Below are 16,437 nucleotides of genomic sequence, written 5' to 3' on the forward strand. Positions count from 1 at the left end.
CGCCTTACTCCGTTTCATCTCCCTCGCCGACCAGCAGCACGCTCTGCCCGGCGAAGGCCACGCGTTGCCCTGCATGCAGCTTGGCGCGCTTGCGCTGCTCCACCCGTCCATCGACATGCACCTGCCCGGCCTCCACCGCCGCATGCGCGGCGCCGCCGGAGTCCGCCCAGCCGAGCGCCTTGAGCAATTGATCGAGTTGAATGGTCTCGCCACGCACGGCAAAACGTTGGGACATGCGGATCTCCGGCACCGCCAGGGCTGGCGGGTAGAATTTCGGTGGCACGGCCGCGCCGCGCGGCCGCCTGAAACCGATATTTTCCCCGAGAAACCGCTACCCCGCCATGCCCGCCCCAGCGCTGACCCCGGACACCCTGCTGCCCCGCATCGCCGCCACCCGCCTGGCGGCCCTCGCCAGTGGCGCCCTGCAGCCCATCCATACCGAACACACCGAGATCGACGAACACGGCACCCGCTTCGCCGTGCGCTGGCTGTCCACCGTGGAAGCCAAACACACCGAACGCGAACGCGCCGCCGGGCACCGCCGGGTGGACTTCAACCCCTTTCTGCCGCCGGACCCCGCCCTCACCGTCGGCGCGCTGGGAGCGGCCCATCTGGCGGTGCTCAACAAATACCCGGTGATCGACCGCCACCTGTTGATCATCACCCGCGCCTTCGAGGCCCAGCACACCCCGCTCGGCACCAGCGACCTGGGTGCGCTGGCGTGCGTGCTCGGGCCGCATGGCGGCCTGGGTTTCTACAACGGCGGCGAAGTGGCCGGCGCCAGCCAGCGCCACAAGCACCTGCAGTGGATTCCGCACACCCCCGGCGAAGCGCAGTTGGGCACGCTGGCAGGCTGCGGCGCACTTCCTTTCCGGCATGCCTGGATCGCGCTCGACGGCGTGGATTGGGATGCGCCGGAACAGGCCGGCGAAGGCCTGCGCCAGGCCCTGCGGTCAGCCTGCGCGCAACTGGGCATGCCGGACGCCGCCGATCCGATGCCGCCCTACAACCTGCTGCTCGACCGCCAACGCCTGCTGCTGGTGCCGCGCCGCCGCGAGCATTGGGAAGACATCTCGGTGAACGCGCTGGGCTTCGCCGGCTCCCTGTTCGTGCGCCGCCCGGCACAGATCGACGCCATCCGGCGCATCGGCCCGCTGCAACTGCTGGCCGAAGTGGGTTTTCCGCGCTGAAAGGTGTTCAGGCCGCCCTGGGCAGCGGCGAGAAAGGCAGCGGCGGCAGGCCGATGGTGGCGCGCAGCTCGTCGCACTTGGGATTGGGCGTGCCGTCGTCGAAATACACCGGGAACTCGCGGCACGGCGTCGGCCGGTTCTCGTAGATCGTGCAGGACACCGCCTCGCCCACCGTGCCGGAAAGCGCGGCGCAGCGCCGGGGCATGCTGTTGCTGCCCTTCATGCAGCGCAGATAGGGGGTGAGCCGCTCGGTCATCCCCGCGGGGACGAAGCCGCCCGGCGCGTCGTCCGCCTCGGCCCAGTAGAACGAGATGCGGAAATGCGTGCAGCAGATGCCGCACTCGATACAGGGATTCCAGGTTTCCATGCCCAACGCGCCCTCGGATGCACCAGGGCGGAGCGATGGCCCGGCCCTCCGGATCGGCGGCGCGCCCGCCATGGGGACGCCGGACTCGGCGCGCGGATTCTAGCGCCTCCATGGCCGGAATCAAGCCCCGCGAAAAATCCGCAAGCAGCTGTTATGAAACAATTTTCATGGAAAAAATATTTCCATGAAGATACCAGACGGGCATTCATAGCGGCGCCATGCCATGGCGCCGCCGCGCGCGCTCGCAGCCCGCATCGCCGATGCCCAGTGGCGCGTAGGGTGCGAAGTCCCGGCACGGCGGCGGACGGCGCGTGTAGATGGTGCATTCCACCGCCACACCCACTTCGCCGCGCAGGGCCACGCAACGCGGCGCGGCCTCGTCAGTGCCACGCATGCGCACGAGTTGCGCGGTCACCGGCAGGGTGAGTTCGTCGGGTACGCCACCGCTTTCCCGGCTGGCCAGCATGGCCGGGTGGAAATCCACCCGGAAGGCGGTGCAGCACGCACCGCAGCGCGTGCAGGGGTCCGCACCGGCGGCAGGGCTCAGCTCTCCGCGCCGCAGCACTTCTTGTACTTCTTGCCGCTGCCGCACGGGCACGGCTCGTTGCGCCCGGGGCCTGCCCGAGGCACAGCGGCGGGCGCATCGACGGCTACCGGCCCCGCCAGCGGCAGACCGGCTTCCCGCCAGCGCGCGCGGATGCGCGCGACCGCTTCGCCGGCCTCCTCCAGCCACAGCAGCCGGGTTTCCTCGTCGGCACTGTCGGCCGCCGGGCTGCCCCAGGTGGTCGCCATGGCGGCGATCTCCTCGCGCACCGCGCCGGCCTGCTCGGCCGGCACTCCGGCTTCCCAATCCTCCGGCCACAGTTCCAGCCCCTGGGTGAAGCCGGCCATCCACTCCTCGCCGATGGCCAGCGTGTCGCCCTCGCCGGCGGCGAAGCAGAACGGCTCCCAGCCCTCTTCCTCGCCGATGCTCACCGCCAGTTCGTTGTGGTAGCGCAGCACCAGCCGGATGGCCTGCTGGACCTGGCGGCCGGAACCGAAGGAGATTTCCTCGCCGTGCGCGCTCCACACCGCCGGCAGCCAGGCCACCGGCTCCATCGGCACGGGGCTGACGACCACGGCGGCGAGAAAGCCGTCGAGCATCTCCAGATCCATGCAGTCCTCGGGCACCGCGTCGGAGACGAGCAGTTCTTCCAGTGCCTCGAACTCGTCGTCGCTGAGCAGGTGGGCGTCGATGTCTTGCTGGTTCATGGCCGTGCTCCGTCGATTGAATCCATGTTGTCGCGCGCCGCTGCGCCGCCCTCGCCCAGATCGCAGACCAGCCGGTACAGCGGCTGGCCGGAGTCGCGGTACTTGCGCTCGAACGGGGTCAGCGGCACTTCGGCGGTAAAGATCTCCCAATTCACCGGGCAGCTGCTTGCCATGCGCAGGGCGAGCGCGAATTCTTCAATATACACCCCCCAGTTGCTGCGGCATTCCAGCACGCCGCCCAGCCGTGGCACCCAGGGAAATACCGGATGCGCATGCCAGCGCCGCGCGAGGTGGCCGATCTTGGGCCAGGGGTTGGGGTACAGGATGTAGTGGCGCGCCAGACGCAGGCCGGCATCGTGCAGCAGCCGCCAGTAATCGACCAGATCGGCGCGCACGAATACGAGGTTGGCCGGCATCAGCGCTTCCGGATAGGGCTTGCGGCGTTCCAGGCGGTCGGCGGACTGGTCGACGCCGATCACCCAGTGGTCCGGATGGGCGCGGGCGATCTGGATGGTGCTGTGCCCGACCCCGCAGCCGGCATCGAGAATCAGCGGCGCGCGGCCGTCCCAGCCGGCCAGGCTGGCCTCGAAGGCGGCGCGGTTGTAATCGGTGCAGGGCTTGCGGAACGGCGTGGACAGGTGCCGTTCCACCAGGCGGGCGAGCTTGTCGTGGGCGCCCTGCTGGGCGCTGGTCGGAATGCGGGAATTGGCGTAACTCACGGAACGATGCGCAGGGAATCAGGCGGCAGCCGCCTCGGTGGGCGCAAGGATACCGTGACGGACCAGCGCGGCGTCCACTTCCGCCGGCAGGCGCAGCGCGCGCAAGGCGTCGAACAGCGTGCCGGCGGCCGGGTGTGCACGGCGCAGCAGGCCCAGCCATTGCTTGAGCCGGCCGGGCGCATGGCGGGCCTCGACGCGGGCGCGCACGCGGCACCAGTAGTCGCCGAGCAGGCCGCGCAACTCGGCCCATTCCGCCGCACGCTGCGCCGCATCGACCGCCGCGGCGTCCAGGCCGGCACGGATGCGCCGCGCCAGGAATGGATCGGACACCGCGCCACGGCCGAGCATCACGTCGTCCGCACCGCTCACCGCGCGGCAGCGTCGCCAGTCCGCCACATTCCATACCTCGCCGTTGGCGACCACCGGCACCCGCACCGCACCGGCGATGCGCCCCACCCACTCCCAATGGGCCGGCGGCCGATAGCCTTCGGCCTTGGTGCGCGCATGCACCACCAGTTCCTCCACGCCGCCCGAGGTCAGCGCCTGGGCGCACTCCAGCGCACGCCCCGGATCACTCACCCCCAGACGCATCTTGGCACTGTACGGCAATCCGGCGGGCACCGAGGCACGCACGGCGAGCGCGATGCGATGCAGCAGTTCCGGCTCGTCCAGCAGCACGGCGCCGCCGCGATGGCGATTCACCGTGGGCGCCGGGCAGCCGAAATTCAGATCGATGCCAGCCGGCCGCAGCGCAGCCAGCACGGCGGCGGCCTCCCCCATGCGTTGCGGATCGGAACCGAGCAGTTGCACGCGCACCGGCGTGCCGGCAGCGGTGCGCCCACCGGCGGACAGTTCCGGGCTGATACGCCGGAAGAAGCGCGGCGGCGGCACGCTCGCCGACACGCGGGCGAACTCGGTCACCGCCAGATCGTAGCCCCCGGCACGCGTCAGCACCTCACGCAGATCGTGATCGAGCAGGCCTTCCATCGGGGCGAGCAGCAGGCGCAAGGGGATTTCTCCGGCGGAGGAGGAAAGGCGCGCATTCTAGACTCTGTTGCCGCCGGTTTCAGCGGTCTCGCGCGGCGCGCCTTGCCTTCTCCCGCGCAACGGCGGATAATCGCGCGTTTTCAACATCCAGGGCGGCCACATTCACCGCCCGCTTGCATCAAGGACCAATCATGAAAGCGGACATCCATCCCAACTACGCCGAAGTCGCGGTGACCTGCTCCTGCGGCAACGCCTTCACCACCCGCTCCACGCTGGGCAAGCCGGCCCTGCACGTCGAAGTGTGCTCCGCCTGCCACCCGTTCTACACCGGCAAGCAGAAGATCGTCGACACCGCCGGCCGCGTCGAGCGCTTCCGCCAGAAGTACGGCAACGTCCAGCGCGCCAGCTGAGCGGGACGCAGCTCCGCAGAAAAAGGCAGCCGCGGCTGCCTTTTTTGTTGCCTATTGCAGCACGGCCGGCCACCGGCGTCCGGTAAGGATAGAATCCCCCTTCCGACCGCCTTCCGGCATCGCCTCGTCATACGGCCCCGCCTACGTATCGCAGCATGATCGCCACGCAGAATTCCCGCCCCCCGCCATTCCAGCGCCTGTTCGGCCCGCTCGGCCTGATCGTCCTGGCGGCGCTCTACCTGCTCGCCGGTGTCGCCGGACACGACCCCTGGCGCGGTGACGATGCCATCCACTTCGGTCCGGTGCTCGGCATGCTGCAGGGCGAAGGCCTGCTGTTCCCGCGCATCGCCGGCGACGCCGCCACGCAGTACCCGCCCCTGTATTACTGGGTTGCCGCCCTGCTGGCGCAGGCCCTCGGCTGGCTGTTGCCGGCGCATGACGGCGCGCGCTTCGCCAGTGCGCTGTTCACCGGGCTGACGCTGTGCTGGACCGCGCAGGCCGCCGACCGCCTGTACGGCCGCCCCGCCCGCGCGCCGGCGGTGCTGCTCACCCTGGGCACGCTCGGGCTGTTGATCAACGCCCATCTGACCCAGCCCATGCTCGCCCTGCTCGCCATGCAGGCGCTCACACTGGCCGGTCTCGCACGCGTTCCGCGCGCACCGCTGGCCGGCGCGCTGCAGGCCGCGCTGGGCGCCGCACTGGCCTTCCTGGCCGCCGGCCTGAGCGGAGCCTTGCTGACCCTGCCGCTGTTCGTCCTGGTTCTGGTGTGCGCGCCGGACTGCCGCACACCGCGCGCCAGCGGCGCACTGCTGCTCGGCGTGTGCGTGGCCCTGGTGCTCGGCATGCTGTGGCCGCTGGCGCTGCACTACCAGCACCCCGAACTGTTCCGCCTGTGGTGGGCCGAGCACTGGGGCGGCTTCGGCAGCCGACTGCTGGCGCGCGACGAGATCGGCGGCCTGCTGGAAGAGTCCGGCTGGTTCCTCTGGCCGCTGTGGCCGATCGCACTGTGGGCGCTGTGGCACGGCCGCCGCCGGCTGATCGGCCTGCCCATTCTGCTGCCGCTGATCGCCACCCTGCTCACTGCCGCCTGGGTGGTTGTCGACGGGCGCGAACCGCCCGCCGGCCTGCTGCCGATGATCCCGCCGCTGGCCCTGCTGGCCGCCGCCGGCGCGCCCCATCTGCGCCGGGGCGCGGCCAATGCCTTCGACTGGTTCGGCGTGATGACCCTGGGCCTGTTCGCCCTGCTGGTCTGGCTGGGCTGGACCGCCCAGGTGTTCGCCTGGCCGCCGGGGCTGGCCCGCCATGTCGAACGCTACGGCAGTGATTTCGTCCTCCACGGGCAGACTTTCCAGGCCGTCATCGGCATCACGCTGACGGCCGCCTGGCTGCTGCTGGTCTGGCGCATGCCGCGCAGCCCGAACCGCGGCCCCGCCAACTGGGCCCTGGGCACCACCCTGCTGTGGTGCCTGGCCGCGTTGCTGCTGATGTCCTGGTTCGACCACGGCCGCAGCTACCGCGCACCGGCCGAATCGCTCGCCCGCGTGCTGGCCGACGAACACCCGGACTGCATCGCCACCACCGGTCTGTCCGACGACGTGCGCGTATCGCTCGACTACTTCGCCGGCCTGCGCCCGGAACCGGTGCGCGCCGCCGGCAGTCCATGCAGACTTCTGCTGGTCCATGACGACCGCCGCGCTGCGCCGCGCCAGCTTCCCGACGAGTGGAAGCTGGTCTGGGAACATCGGCGCGGAGGCGGCCGCCAGCTCGACATCTTCCGCCTCTACCGCCGTGACTGACGCCTTCACCGCTCCGCAGCACCTGCCCGCCTGGACACACCTGGCCGCCCACCGCGAACGCCTGGGCACGCGGCACGTCGCTGACCTGTTCGCCGCCGACGCCGGCCGTTTCGGCACGCTGTCCCGCGAGGCCGCCGGACTGCTGGTGGACTTCTCCCGCCAGCGCCTCGATGCCGAAACCCTCGACGATCTGCTCGCCCTGGCCGCCGAAGCGCGCCTGGGCGACGGCATCGCCGCGCTGTTCGGCGGCCAGGCGGTCAATCACACCGAAGGCCGCGCCGCGCTGCACATGGCGCTGCGCCGCGGCTGCCGCGTGCCGGCGGCGGACGCCGACGAACTGGCGCGCACCGCCACGCGCATGCGCGAATTCGCCCGGCAACTGCGCAACGGCGAACTGCGCGGGGCGAGCGGCGAGGCCATCCGCCGCGTCGTCAACCTCGGCATCGGCGGCTCCGATCTGGGCCCGCGCATGGCCGCCGAAGCACTCGCCGGACCAGCGGCAAGCACCCCGGTGGAGGTGCGCTTCGTCGCCAACATCGATCCGCGCGAACTGGACGAAGCGCTGGCCGGCGCACGCGCCGAGGAAACCCTGTTCATCGTCTCCTCGAAAAGCTTCACCACCGCCGAAACCCTCGCCAACGCCCATGCCGCACGCACTTGGCTGCGCGCCACGCTCGGCGAGGCCACGCCGCTGGACGCGCATTTTCTCGCGGTCAGCAACGCCACCGGCGCGGCGGCGGCCTTCGGCATTCCAGCCGACCGCGTGCTGCCCATGCCCGAATGGGTGGGCGGACGCTACTCGGTGTGGTCGGCCATCGGCCTGCCGCTGCTGATCGCCCTCGGCGAGGACGGCTTCGACGCCCTGCTGGCCGGCGCACGCGAGATGGACGAGCACTTCCGCAACGCGCCGCTGACCGCCAACCTGCCGGTGCTGATGGGCCTGGTCGGCCTGTGGAACGCCGACTTCATCGGCGCCTCCACGCTCGCCGTACTGCCCTACGCCCACGGCCTGCGCAATTTCCCGGCCTGGCTGCAGCAACTGGAAATGGAAAGCAACGGCAAGCGCGCGCTGCGCGACGGCACGTTCACCGCAGTAGCCACCTCGCCGGTGGTCTGGGGCGGCGCCGGCACGGTCGGCCAGCACGCCTTCCACCAGCTGTTCTACCAGGGCACGCACTGCGTGCCCGTGGATTTCATCGTCACCGCCGGCAAGGGTGATGCGCGCCGCCAGGCGCTCGCCGACAACGCGCTGGCGCAGGCCGCCGCGCTGACCCACGGGCGCAGCCTGGACGAGGCGCGCGCCGCGCTGCGCGCACGCGGGCTGCCGCCCGCCGAAATCGAGCGCCTCGCCCCGCATCTGGAAATTCCCGGCAACCAGCCGAGCACCACGGTGCTGCTGGCCGATCTGGATCCCGCCAGCCTGGGCCGGCTGATGGCGCTGTACGAGCACAAGGTGTTCGTGCAGGGCTGGATCTGGGGCATCAACAGCTTCGACCAGTACGGCGTCGAACTGGGCAAGGAAATGGCCCGCCGGCTGGCCGACGACCCCGATGGCGCGCGCGACGGCGCCACCCTGGGCATGCAGCGCGCGCTGGCGCGCCGGGGCGGCTGAACCGGCGGCGGCCGCTCAGCCGTAGATCAGGCACATGCCCGGCGTGCTGACACGCGGGGCGAAATAGCCGAGCAGATAGAAGAACAGCACCAGCGCGCCGATCCACAGCAGTATGCGGCGGCGCGCCCGCAGCCAGGCCAGCAGGTTTGCCGCGCGGCGCCGCATGAGGGTCAGCCTAGAAACCGCAGTTGGACGCGCCCGAGTGTGCGTCTGGCGGGCCGCCTGGCAAGGCGCGACGAAGCCGCATGGTCATTCCCTGCAATGAGGAGCAACGCGGCCAGGCGGCCCGCCAGGCGTGCAATCGGGTGCGTAGCGCGCTCACCGCAGCGGTGAGGCCTGGCGAAGGCATGGAACGCAGTGTTCATCTGGCTTTCGGGATATGAATAAGCGGTCAACTGCGGTTTCTAGGCTTATTCCAGCCGCAGGAAGGTGTCGCGGTAGTGGCGCAGTTCCGCGATGGATTCGTGGATGTCGGCGAGCGCCTCGTGGCTGCCGCGCTTCTTCAGGCTGCCGTACACCTCGGGCCGCCAGCGCCGCGCCAGCTCCTTCAGCGTGGACACGTCCAGGTTGCGGTAGTGGAACCAGGCTTCCAGCTTCGGCATGTAGCGCGCCAGGAAGCGGCGGTCCTGGCAGACCGAGTTGCCGCACATCGGCGACACGCGCTCGGCCACCCAGTCCTTGAGAAAATCCAGCATGCGCTGCTCGGCCTCCGCCTCGCCGATCGTGGAACTGCGCACCCGCTCGGTCAGGCCGGAGCGGCCATGGGTGTTGCGGTTCCATTCGTCCATGCCGTCGAGCACCGCGTCGGGCTGATGCACGGCGATCACCGGCGCCTCGGCGACCACGTTCAGATTGGCATCGGTGATGACGATGGCCATCTCGATGATGCGGTCGCGCTCCGGCTCCAACCCGGTCATTTCCAGGTCCAGCCAGATGAGGTGATCTTTATCCTGTGCCATAATCCTTCGGCCATTGCGAAACGTTCAAGAGGCCGATTGTCGCATGGATCGGCACCGGCTTCCCCCGCATCGCTCTTCCCCTTCTCGCCTTTCCCGTCCCGATGACCGCCCAGGCCTTCGCCACCCTGTTCGTCGCCGTGCTGTTTGCCGGCATGTTGCTCAAGGCCGTGCTGCTGACCCGCCAGGTCCGCCACGTGCGCGCGCACCGCGAGCGCGTGCCAGCCGCGTTCGCCGAACGCATCGCCCTGCATGCCCACCAGAAGGCCGCCGACTACACCGTGGCGCGCGCCCGCCTCGGGCGGATCGAACTCGCCGTATCCGCCGCGTTCGTCCTGGCCCTGACGCTGGGCGGCGGGCTGCAGGCGCTCGCCGACCTGTGGGCCGGCCTGCTGGCGCCCGGCGGCCTGGTGCCCGGCCTCGCCCTGCTCGGTACGCTGGGCGTCTTGAGCTGGCTGGTGGATCTGCCCTTCGCGCTGATACGCACCTTCGGCATCGAAAAGCGCTTCGGCTTCAATCGCATGACGCCCGCCCTGTACGCCGCCGACACGGCACGCGAGGCGCTGCTGGCGGTACTGATCGGCCTGCCGGTACTGGCCGCCGTGCTGTGGCTGATGGGCACGATGGGCGAATACTGGTGGCTGTGGGTATGGGCCTTCTGGCTGGGCGTGAATCTGCTCGCCCTGCTGATCTGGCCGACCTTCATCGCCCCGCTGTTCAACAAGTTCACACCGCTGCAGGACGACGCCCTGCGCGCCCGCGTGGAAGGCCTGCTGGCACGCTGCGGCTTCCAGGCGCGCGGCCTGTACGTGATGGACGGCTCGCGCCGCTCGGCGCATGGCAACGCCTACTTCACCGGCTTCGGCGCGGCACGGCGCATCGTGTTCTTCGACACCCTGCTGGAAAAGCTCGCCCCGCAGGAGGTGGAAGCCGTGCTGGCGCACGAGCTGGGGCATTTCCACCACCGCCACATCGTCCAGCGCATCGCCCTGCTGGCGCTGACCAGCCTGGGGGTGATGGCCCTGCTCGGCTGGCTGATCGCCGAACCCTGGTTCTACGCCGGGCTGGGCGTGCGCGAGGCGCACACGGCCAGCGCGCTGGCGCTGTTCTCGCTGGTACTGCCGGCCTTCGCCTTTCCGCTCGCCCCGCTGATGAGCCACTGGTCGCGCGTGCATGAATTCGAGGCGGACCGCTACGCCGCGCGCCAGACCCGCGCGGACGATCTGGTCGGCGCGCTGGTCAAGCTGTACCGCGACAACGCCGCCACGCTGACGCCCGACCCGCTGTATTCGAAGTTCTTCGATTCCCATCCGCCGGCGGCCATCCGCGTGGCCCATCTGGAAGCCCTGCCGCGGTGAACAAGGCGCGCGCAGCCGGCGGCCCGCGCATCCACGGGCGGATCACCGCGGCCTTCGGCCGCCATTACGAAGTGCTCACCGCGCAAGGCCGCCTGCAGGGCTACCCGCGCGGCAAGAAGAGCGTGTTCGCCTGTGGTGACGAGGTGGAACTGGCACCGGGCGGCGACGGCCAGGGCGCCATCGAACATCTGCACGAGCGCCGCAACCTGCTGTGGCGCTCGGATGCCTTCCGCGAGAAGCTGATCGCCGCCAACCTCACCCAGGTGGTCATCGTGGTGGCCACCGAGCCGGCCTTCTCCGATCTGCTGGTGTCGCGTTGCCTGTGCGCCGCCGAATCGCAGGAGCTGAAGTCGCTGATCGTGCTGAACAAGGCCGATCTGGCCGAACGCCTGCCGGCCGCGCGCGAGGCGCTGGCGATGTTTACCGCACTGGGCTACCGCGTGGCCGAAGTCAGCGCACTGGCCGGCGTCGAAGCACTGCACCCATTGCTCGCAGGAGAGCGCAGCATTCTGGTCGGCCAGTCCGGCATGGGCAAATCCACGTTGACCAACGCGCTGATCCCCGAGGCCAACGCCGCCACGCGGGAGATTTCCACTGCGCTGGACAGCGGCAAGCACACCACCACCTTCGCCCGCCTCTATCCGTTCTACGGGGATGGATGGTTGATCGACAGCCCCGGCATGCAGGCCTTCGGGCTGGCCCATCTGGATCCCGGCCATCTGGCCGAATGCTTCGTGGAGCTGCGCCCGCATCTGGGCAGTTGCCGCTTCCGCGACTGCCGCCACGAAAGCGAACCGGGCTGCGCACTGCGCGCCGCGCTGGAAGACGGCGCCATCCACGCGCGCCGCTTCGAGCACTACCGCCAGATCCGCAGCGAAATCGCCGAGGCCAAGCGGCTCAACCCTGGCTGGTAAGGGGCCACCGCCCCAGGCTCAGCTGCGCGATCCGCTCACCGGCACCAGGAAGTCGTCGGCGATGCGGTTACCCAGATCCTGCACGCGCGCGAGCAGGCGCACCACGTAGTTGTGCAGGCCGTCGCGCACGATGTCGTCGATGCGCCCGAAGCGCAGCTGCGCCTCCAGTTCGCCGGCGCGGCGCTCGGTTTCCGCCGACTGGTCGTTGGCGACTTCGCGCAGGTTGGTGTACACCTCCTTCATGCAGCGCGCGATGGAACGCGGCATGTCGACGCGCAGCAGCAGCAGCTCGGCCACGCGCGACGGGGTGATCAGGTCGCGATACACCTTGCGGTACACCTCGAAGGCCGACACCGAGCGCAGCAGCGCGCTCCACTGGTAGTAGTCGGCGGCGCCGCCTTCCACCTCGCCGGCGGGCAGCAGCAGCTGGTACTTCACGTCGAGGATGCGCGCGGTGTTGTCGGCGCGCTCCAGGAAGGTGCCCAGGCGGGTGAAGCGCAGCGACTCGTCCTGCAGCATGGTGCCGATGGTGACCCCGCGCGACAGGTGCGAGCGGTACTTCACCCACTCGAAGAATTCGCTGGCACCCAGGTCGGCGAACTGCTCCCGGGTGAAGTCGCGCATCTTCAGCCAGGTGCCGTTGGTGGTCTCCCACAGTTCGGAGGTCAGCGTGCCGCGCACGGCATGGGCGTTCTCGCGCGCGGCGCGCAGACAGTTGCGCACGCTGGAGGGGTTGTCGTCGTCGAAGATCATGAACTCCAGCACTGCATCCGGGGTGATCTCCGCATAGCGCTGGTGGAACGGCGCCTCCAGCCCCATGATGCGCAGCGTGGCGCCCCAGGCCTGTTCTTCCTGCACCGCGGATTGCGGCATCATCGACATGCGGTGATTGACGTCCAGAATGCGCGCGACGTTCTCCGCGCGCTCCATGTAGCGGGCCATCCAGTAGAGATGGTCGGCGGTACGGCTCAGCATCTGCGTTCTCCCTGTCTATCCTTGTCGTACCGCGCTCAGGCTTCCAGCACCCAGGTGTCCTTGGTGCCGCCGCCCTGCGAGGAGTTGACCACCAGCGAGCCCTCGCGCAGGGCCACGCGGGTCAGCCCGCCGGGCACCAGCTGGACTTCCTCGCCGGACAGCACGAAGGGGCGCAGGTCGATGTGGCGCGGCGCCACGCCGGATTCGACGAAGGTCGGGCAGGCCGACAGCGCCAGCGTGGGCTGGGCGATATAGCGTTCCGGATGGGCCACCAGCACTTCGCGGAAGGCTTCGATCTCGGCCTTGGTGGAGGCCGGGCCGACCAGCATGCCGTAGCCGCCGGCGCCGTGCACTTCCTTGACCACCAGCTCCGCCAGGTTGTCCAGCACGTAGGCGAGATCTTCCTTGTTGCGGCACATGTGGGTGGGCACGTTGTGCAGGATGGGTTCCTCGCCGAGATAGAAGCGCACCATCTCCGGTACGTAGGGATAGATCGACTTGTCGTCCGCCACGCCGGAACCGATGGCGTTGGACAGCGTGACGCGGCCGGCGCGGTAGGCCTGCAGCAGGCCGGGCACGCCGAGCACCGAATCCGGGCGGAAGGCCAGTGGATCGAGGAAGTCGTCGTCGATGCGGCGGTAGATCACGTCCACGCGCTGCGGCCCCTGCGTGGTGCGCATGAACACCTGGTCGTCCTGCACAAACATGTCCTGCCCTTCCACCAGTTCCACACCCATCTGCTGGGCCAGGAAGGCATGCTCGAAATAGGCGCTGTTGTAGGCCCCCGGGGTCATCACCACCACGGTGGGATCGGTGACCCCGGTGGGCGCCACGGAGCGCAGGGTCTTCAGCAGCATGTCCGGGTAGCGGTCCACCGGCGCCACGCGGTAGCGCGAGAACAGGCGCGGGAACAGCCGCATCATCATCTTGCGGTTCTCCAGCATGTAGGACACGCCGGAAGGCACGCGCAGGTTGTCCTCCAGCACGTAGTACTCGCCCTTGCCGGCACGCACGATGTCCACCCCGGCGATGTGCGCGTACAGGTCGCGCGCCACGTCCACGCCCTGCATGACCTTGCGGTACTGGGCGTTGTTGAGCACCTGTTCGGTGGGGATGTGGCCGGCGCGCAGGATGTTCTGTTCATGATAGATGTCGTGGATGAACAGGTTGAGCGCCTTCACGCGCTGGCGCAGGCCGGCGGCCAGGGTATGCCATTCGTCGGCGGGGATGATGCGCGGGATGATGTCGAAGGGGATCAGCCGCTCGGTGCCGGCGTCCTTCTCGCCATACACCGCGAAGGTGATGCCGTGGCGGTGGAACAGCGCGTCGGCCTCGGCGCGCTTCTGCGCCAGGCGCTCTTCCGGCATCTCCGAAAGCCAGTTGGCGTAGGACGAGTAGTGCGCGCGGACGTGCCCGCCCTCGTCGCTCATCTCGTTGTAGTAGTGCTTGATCGTCATGGCGCTGAGCCCGCCTCGCAGGAGTGGAACGGTCACCATTCTGACAGCGAAAAACATGCCAGGGCTGCGGGGCCTGTCACAGCGGGAAAGCAGGCTATCCGCCGGCTTTATGCACCATGCCGGTGCATGGCACCATGCCAGGGCGGATGGCGTGGTGCATGCGCGGGCGCCGTGCAGCACCCGCGCATCTGAGGGTGGAAAGCGCCTCAGTAGGTCTTGTAGGGCAGGAACTTGCCGCTCATGGTGATGCGGACGCGGTCGCCGGCCTCGTTGGGTTCGCGCTGCAGATCCATCTTGAAGTCGATGGCGCTCATGATGCCGTCGCCGAACTCTTCGTGGATGAGCTCCTTGAAGGTGGTGCCGTACACGCTGATCAGCTCGTAGAAGCGGTAGATCAGCGGATCGGTGGGCACGGCCGTGGGCAGCGAGCCCTTGTAGGGCACCACCTGCAGCTGGGCCACGGCGTCTCCGGGGAGATCGAGCAGCTTGCCGATGGCACTGGCCTGGGCTTCGGTCAGGGTCATCTGGCCAAGCAGCGCGGCAGTGCTCCATTCCTTGCTGTGGCCAACGGTTTCGGCCAGTTTCGCCCAGCTCAGCTTCTTCCTGATCCTGGCGGTGAGGATCAGGGCGGTGACTTCTTCGCGGGTCATGGTGTGTTCTCCTTCAGGCAGAGGCTTTGGTGACGTGGGTTTGGGCCGGCTGGCCCGCGGGCAGGGCGACGATCTCGGCGCTGGGCGCGGCGAGACCGGGACGGACGACGGGTGGATGGCGCGGGTCACAGCCCTCGGCGCCGGCCTCCTCGGCAAAGGCCTTGGAGCGGTTCACCAGGAAATCCACCAGGTGATTGCGGATGCGGTAGAACTGCGGGTCGTGGTGCATGGTGGTGCGCGAACGCTCGCGCGGCAGGGTGACTTCGACGATCTCCGCAATGCGCGCCAGCGGGCCGTTGCTCATCAGCACGATCTTGTCGGCGAGCAGGATGGCCTCGTCCACGTCGTGGGTGATCATGAACACGGTCTGCGCGGTGGCCAGCACGATCTTCAGCAGTTCGTCCTGGATGGTGCCGCGCGTGAGCGCGTCGAGCGCGCCGAAGGGTTCGTCGAGCAGCAGCATCTTCGGCTCGATGGCGAAGGCGCGCGCGATGCCCACACGCTGCTTCATGCCGCCGGAGAGCTCCGCCGGCTTCTTGTGCAGCGCGTGGCCCAGGCCGACCATCTCCAGGTACTTGGTGCTGTGTGCCTCGATCTGATGGCGGGTCCAGTCCGGGTAGCGCGAACGCACGCCGAATTCGACGTTCTTCAGCGTGCTGAGCCAGGGCAGCAGCGCATGGCCCTGGAACACCACGCCACGGTCCAGCGAAGGGCCGCGCACTTCCTTGCCGTCCATGATCACCACGCCGTCGCTGGCCTCGTCCAGCCCGGCCAGCACGTTGAGGATGGTGGTCTTGCCGCAGCCGGAATGGCCGATGATGCAGACGAATTCGCCCTTCTCGATGCCGAAATGGACGTTCTCGAACACCGTCAGGCCATCCTTGCCTCGCGGACCGGGAAAGCGTTTGGCGAGCCCTTCGACCTTGAGGAATGGTGCGTTCATCGGCTTACTCCTTGTAGGTCACGGCGCGCGCCAGGCGGGCCAGCGTGGTGTCCAGCAGCATCCCGATGAGGCCGATGAACAGGATGGCGCTGATGATGTTGGCGATGGACAGGTTGTTCCACTCGTTCCACACGAAGTAGCCGATGCCGGTGCCGCCCACCAGCATCTCGGCGGCCACGATGACCAGCCAGGCGATGCCGATGGAAATGCGCATGCCGGTCATGATGGTGGGCGCGGCGGCCGGCAGGATCACCTGGAAGGCGGTGCGCAGGCGGGAGACTTCCAGCGTGCGCGCCACGTTGAGCCAGTCGCGCCGCACGCTGGAGACGCCGAAGGCGGTATTCACCAGCATCGGCCACAGCGAGCAGATGAAGATCACGAAGATCGCCGAGATGCCCGAGTCCTTGATGGTGTACAGCGCCAGCGGCATCCAGGCGAGCGGCGAGATGGGCTTGAGGATCTGGATGAAGGGGTCCAGCGCGCGGTACACCAGCGGCGACATGCCGATCACGAAGCCCAGCGGAATCGCCACCAGCGCGGCCAAGCCGAAGCCCAGCAGCACCCGCGCGATGGAATGCGCGAGCTGGATGCCGATGCCCTTGTCGTTGGTGCCGCGGTCGTAGAACGGGTCCGACAGGTGCTCCCACAGCTTGGCGCCGACCTCGGCGGGCGTCGGCATGGCCGACTGCCCGCCACCGGCCGCCGCCGCGCCGAGCAGCGCGGCGTACTCGTCGTCGGCGGCCACCGCGGTGGCGGCGTCGGGCTGCGTCGCCACTTGCCAGACCCCCAGGAACAGCAGCAGGAAGATCAGCGACAGCAGCGGCGCGCGCCAGCGCTTGCGTTCGTCCATGG

19 protein-coding genes are annotated in these 16,437 nt (G+C 69.1%); 6 read left to right on the forward strand and 13 right to left on the reverse strand.

Going from position 1 to position 16,437, the window contains the following annotated elements; genetic code table 11:
• Window positions 1-4: 4 nt before the first annotated feature.
• On the reverse strand, window positions 5-235 hold the full coding sequence (locus E6C76_RS06395) for an RNA-binding S4 domain-containing protein (protein WP_136347408.1): 231 nt from the start codon (window positions 233-235) through the stop codon (window positions 5-7).
• A gap of 106 nt (window positions 236-341) precedes the next feature.
• Between E6C76_RS06395 and E6C76_RS06400 the strand changes: the two genes are divergently transcribed.
• Window positions 342-1,190: an ATP adenylyltransferase family protein gene (locus E6C76_RS06400; protein ID WP_136347409.1), complete on the forward strand. Its 849-nt coding sequence runs from the start codon at window positions 342-344 to the stop codon at window positions 1,188-1,190.
• 7 nt (window positions 1,191-1,197) lie between these two features.
• On the opposite strand, the gene E6C76_RS06405 is transcribed toward E6C76_RS06400, so the two are convergent.
• From E6C76_RS06405 to E6C76_RS06425, 5 genes are all read right to left on the reverse strand, one after another.
• A complete protein-coding gene (locus E6C76_RS06405; protein ID WP_136347410.1) occupies window positions 1,198-1,557 on the reverse strand; it encodes a YkgJ family cysteine cluster protein in 360 nt (119 codons plus the stop codon).
• Between the two features lie 205 nt (window positions 1,558-1,762).
• Window positions 1,763-2,122 carry a YkgJ family cysteine cluster protein gene (locus E6C76_RS06410; RefSeq protein ID WP_230976169.1) on the reverse strand — a complete coding sequence of 120 codons (360 nt, stop codon included), beginning with the start codon at window positions 2,120-2,122 and terminating at the stop codon, window positions 1,763-1,765.
• The gene (locus E6C76_RS06415) at window positions 2,101-2,808 is read right to left on the reverse strand and encodes a UPF0149 family protein (protein ID WP_136347411.1); all 708 of its coding nucleotides are present in this window, start codon (window positions 2,806-2,808) and stop codon (window positions 2,101-2,103) included. The genes E6C76_RS06410 and E6C76_RS06415 overlap by 22 nt, the downstream gene beginning before the upstream one ends.
• Complete coding sequence (trmB, locus tag E6C76_RS06420; protein WP_136347412.1) at window positions 2,805-3,527, reverse strand: tRNA (guanine(46)-N(7))-methyltransferase TrmB; 723 nt, start codon at window positions 3,525-3,527, stop codon at window positions 2,805-2,807. Before trmB ends, E6C76_RS06415 begins: the two co-directional genes overlap by 4 nt.
• A gap of 18 nt (window positions 3,528-3,545) precedes the next feature.
• On the reverse strand, window positions 3,546-4,535 hold the full coding sequence (locus tag E6C76_RS06425) for a tRNA dihydrouridine synthase (protein WP_211090124.1): 990 nt from the start codon (window positions 4,533-4,535) through the stop codon (window positions 3,546-3,548).
• Between the two features lie 170 nt (window positions 4,536-4,705).
• Between E6C76_RS06425 and rpmE the strand changes: the two genes are divergently transcribed.
• From rpmE to pgi, 3 genes are all read left to right on the forward strand, one after another.
• The gene (gene rpmE, locus E6C76_RS06430) at window positions 4,706-4,924 is read left to right on the forward strand and encodes a 50S ribosomal protein L31 (RefSeq protein WP_136347413.1); all 219 of its coding nucleotides are present in this window, start codon (window positions 4,706-4,708) and stop codon (window positions 4,922-4,924) included.
• Window positions 4,925-5,079: 155 nt separating this feature from the next.
• A complete protein-coding gene (locus E6C76_RS06435; RefSeq protein ID WP_136347414.1) occupies window positions 5,080-6,720 on the forward strand; it encodes an ArnT family glycosyltransferase in 1,641 nt (546 codons plus the stop codon).
• Window positions 6,713-8,332 (forward strand): glucose-6-phosphate isomerase, encoded by a 1,620-nt coding sequence (gene pgi, locus E6C76_RS06440; RefSeq protein ID WP_230976170.1) that lies wholly within the window; start codon window positions 6,713-6,715, stop codon window positions 8,330-8,332. The genes E6C76_RS06435 and pgi overlap by 8 nt, the downstream gene beginning before the upstream one ends.
• A gap of 15 nt (window positions 8,333-8,347) precedes the next feature.
• Here pgi and E6C76_RS22020 read toward each other — a convergent pair whose 3' ends face one another.
• Window positions 8,348-8,497: a hypothetical protein gene (locus E6C76_RS22020; RefSeq protein ID WP_168734258.1), complete on the reverse strand. Its 150-nt coding sequence runs from the start codon at window positions 8,495-8,497 to the stop codon at window positions 8,348-8,350.
• A 245-nt stretch (window positions 8,498-8,742) separates the two neighbouring features.
• Window positions 8,743-9,291 carry an oligoribonuclease gene (gene orn, locus E6C76_RS06445; protein ID WP_136347416.1) on the reverse strand — a complete coding sequence of 183 codons (549 nt, stop codon included), beginning with the start codon at window positions 9,289-9,291 and terminating at the stop codon, window positions 8,743-8,745.
• A 101-nt stretch (window positions 9,292-9,392) separates the two neighbouring features.
• On the opposite strand from orn, the gene E6C76_RS06450 reads away from it, so the two are divergent.
• Together E6C76_RS06450 and rsgA are read left to right on the forward strand one after the other, a co-directional pair.
• Window positions 9,393-10,646 (forward strand): M48 family metallopeptidase, encoded by a 1,254-nt coding sequence (locus E6C76_RS06450; RefSeq protein WP_136347417.1) that lies wholly within the window; start codon window positions 9,393-9,395, stop codon window positions 10,644-10,646.
• 29 nt (window positions 10,647-10,675) lie between these two features.
• Window positions 10,676-11,560, forward strand: a complete 885-nt coding sequence (gene rsgA / locus E6C76_RS06455; protein WP_136347597.1) for a ribosome small subunit-dependent GTPase A — start codon at window positions 10,676-10,678, stop codon at window positions 11,558-11,560.
• Between the two features lie 18 nt (window positions 11,561-11,578).
• Here rsgA and E6C76_RS06460 read toward each other — a convergent pair whose 3' ends face one another.
• The 5 genes from E6C76_RS06460 to ntrB all read right to left on the reverse strand — a co-directional run bounded on the left by E6C76_RS06460 (window position 11,579) and on the right by ntrB (window position 16,435).
• Window positions 11,579-12,535: an alpha-E domain-containing protein gene (locus E6C76_RS06460; protein WP_136347418.1), complete on the reverse strand. Its 957-nt coding sequence runs from the start codon at window positions 12,533-12,535 to the stop codon at window positions 11,579-11,581.
• A gap of 35 nt (window positions 12,536-12,570) precedes the next feature.
• Window positions 12,571-13,992 carry a circularly permuted type 2 ATP-grasp protein gene (locus tag E6C76_RS06465; protein WP_136347419.1) on the reverse strand — a complete coding sequence of 474 codons (1,422 nt, stop codon included), beginning with the start codon at window positions 13,990-13,992 and terminating at the stop codon, window positions 12,571-12,573.
• A gap of 206 nt (window positions 13,993-14,198) precedes the next feature.
• A complete protein-coding gene (gene cynS / locus E6C76_RS06470) occupies window positions 14,199-14,642 on the reverse strand; it encodes a cyanase (protein WP_136347420.1) in 444 nt (147 codons plus the stop codon).
• A 13-nt stretch (window positions 14,643-14,655) separates the two neighbouring features.
• Complete coding sequence (locus tag E6C76_RS06475; protein WP_136347421.1) at window positions 14,656-15,585, reverse strand: ABC transporter ATP-binding protein; 930 nt, start codon at window positions 15,583-15,585, stop codon at window positions 14,656-14,658.
• A gap of 4 nt (window positions 15,586-15,589) precedes the next feature.
• Window positions 15,590-16,435, reverse strand: a complete 846-nt coding sequence (gene ntrB / locus E6C76_RS06480; protein ID WP_136347422.1) for a nitrate ABC transporter permease — start codon at window positions 16,433-16,435, stop codon at window positions 15,590-15,592.
• Window positions 16,436-16,437 lie beyond the last annotated feature (2 nt).

This window comes from Pseudothauera nasutitermitis, from assembly GCF_004801295.1.
Taxonomy (GTDB): domain Bacteria; phylum Pseudomonadota; class Gammaproteobacteria; order Burkholderiales; family Rhodocyclaceae; genus Pseudothauera; species Pseudothauera nasutitermitis.